The sequence below is a fragment of the Amycolatopsis sp. SID8362 genome (assembly GCF_010550475.1).
GTDB lineage: Bacteria > Actinomycetota > Actinomycetes > Mycobacteriales > Pseudonocardiaceae > Amycolatopsis > Amycolatopsis eburnea.
Genome location: NZ_JAAGNB010000800.1, coordinates 1 through 1791, shown reverse-complemented (window position 1 = coordinate 1791; position 1791 = coordinate 1). Strand labels below are relative to the sequence as shown.

At 73.8% G+C, this 1791-nt stretch carries 2 protein-coding genes; one reads left to right on the top strand and one right to left on the bottom strand.

Annotated features, from left to right (window positions below; translation table 11 throughout):
• On the top strand, positions 1 to 735 hold a 735-nt coding region (locus G3I65_RS24805; RefSeq protein WP_160698231.1), incomplete at its 5' end, for an MFS transporter.
• Here G3I65_RS24805 and G3I65_RS24800 read toward each other — a convergent pair.
• The coding region (locus G3I65_RS24800) for a PLP-dependent aminotransferase family protein (RefSeq protein WP_160698230.1) at positions 663 to 1791 on the bottom strand (1129 nt) is incomplete at its 5' end. The two genes, G3I65_RS24805 and G3I65_RS24800, sit on opposite strands and share 73 nt — an antisense overlap.

Genomic DNA, 1791 nt, shown 5'->3' with positions numbered 1-1791 from the left:
GTGGCGGCGCTCGCGCTGGCGTGGGTCCCGTGGCGCTCGGCGCGCCACGCGGTGCCGGTGCTGGACCTGCCCGCCCTGCGCGTCCCGACGCTGTGGCTGGCGTGCGCGACGACGGGCGTGTTCGCGGCCGGCTTCGCGGCGATGCTCTTCGGCAACGTCCTGTTCCTGACCTCGATCTGGCACGACTCGATCCTGGTCGCGGGCCTGTCACTGGCCCCGGGCCCGCTGATGGTGGTCCCGGTGTCCATCCTCGGCGGCCGTTTCGTCCACCGCTTCGGCCCGGGCCCGGTGGTCGCCCTCGGCGCGGTGTCGTTCGGCGCGGGTGCGCTGATCTGGGTGCTGCGCATGGACGCGACCCCGGACTACGCGGCGTCGATGCTGCCCGGCCAGCTGCTGACGGGTGTGGGCGTGGGGTTGATCCTGCCGAGCCTGTCGGGCGTGGTGGGCACGGTCCTGCCGCCGCCGAGGTGGGGTGCGGGGTCGTCGATGGTGACGACGATGCGGCAGATCGGCACGGTGCTGGGGACGGCGGTGCTGGTGGCGGTGTTCGCGGGAACACCGGACCTGGCGGACTTCCGGCGCGGGTGGCTGGTGGTGGTCGCGACGGCGATGGCGACATGTTTGGGCGGCTTGCTGATCGCGGCGCGGCGGCGGACGGACCACTACGTGGAGCCCCAGGCCCCGTCCAGTGCCGCGAGCCCGTCGCCGATCCTCTCCACCGGGATCGAGCCATAACCCAGCACCAATCCGGGCAACGGAAAACCGCCGCACAGATCGGAAAGCGTCTGCACCGCCACCCCCGCGGCCGACGCGCGGGCGGCGATCGGCTCCAGGTCGGCGTCCGCCAGCGCGCACAAGTGCAGGCCCGCCGCCGACGGGACCACCCGCAGGCGGCCCGCGAACCGGCGGTCCAAAGTGGACACCAGCCGCTCGTGCCGTTCCGCGTACACCTTCGTCGCCCGGCGGAGGTGCCGCGCGAACAAGCCCTCGTCGATGAACCGGGCCAGCGCCGCCTGCGCGGACAGGTCGCCGTGCCAGTCCGAAAGCTGCCGGGCGTGGCGCAGCGCCTCCCGCAGCGAGGGCGGCGCCACCAGGAAACCCAGGCGCAGCATCGGAAGCAGCGTCTTCGAGAACGACCCCACGTACGCCACCCGACCGTCGCGGTCCAGGCTCTGCAACGGCTCCAGCGGCCGGTCCGAAAACCGGAACTCGCTGTCGTAGTCGTCCTCGACCACGAGCGCGTCCGCGCGCGAAGCCCACGCCAGCAGGGCCGTGCGCCGGGTCAGTGACATCGGCGTGCCGAGCGGGAACTGGTGGGACGGCGTCACGTACACCAGCTTCGTGCGCGGCGGCAGCGCCGAGACGTCGAGGCCTTCGCCGTCCACCGGCACGCCGACGACTTCGGCGCCGTGCGAGGCGAACAGCAGCTTGGCCAGCCGGTAGCCGGGCTCTTCGACGGCGACGCGGTCGCCCGGGGACAGCAGCACGCGGCACAGGAGGTCCAATGCCTGCTGCGCGCCTTGGGTGACGAGGACGTCGTCGGCGGCCGCGCGTACCGAACGGGAAACGCCGGCGTGCCGGGCGATCGCCGCGCGCAGGGCCGGATGGCCGGCCGGGTCGGCGTAGTGGGCGACGCTGTCGCGGAGTTCGCGCGCCAGGAAGCGCCGCCAGGTTTCGAGCGGGAACAGCGCGGCGTCGGGGATGCCGACGCGGAAGTCGAAGGGCGGTGCCTCGGCGAAGGCGGCGACCGGCGGCGGCAGCGAGCGCCACACCGGCTTCGGGCGCGGTCCC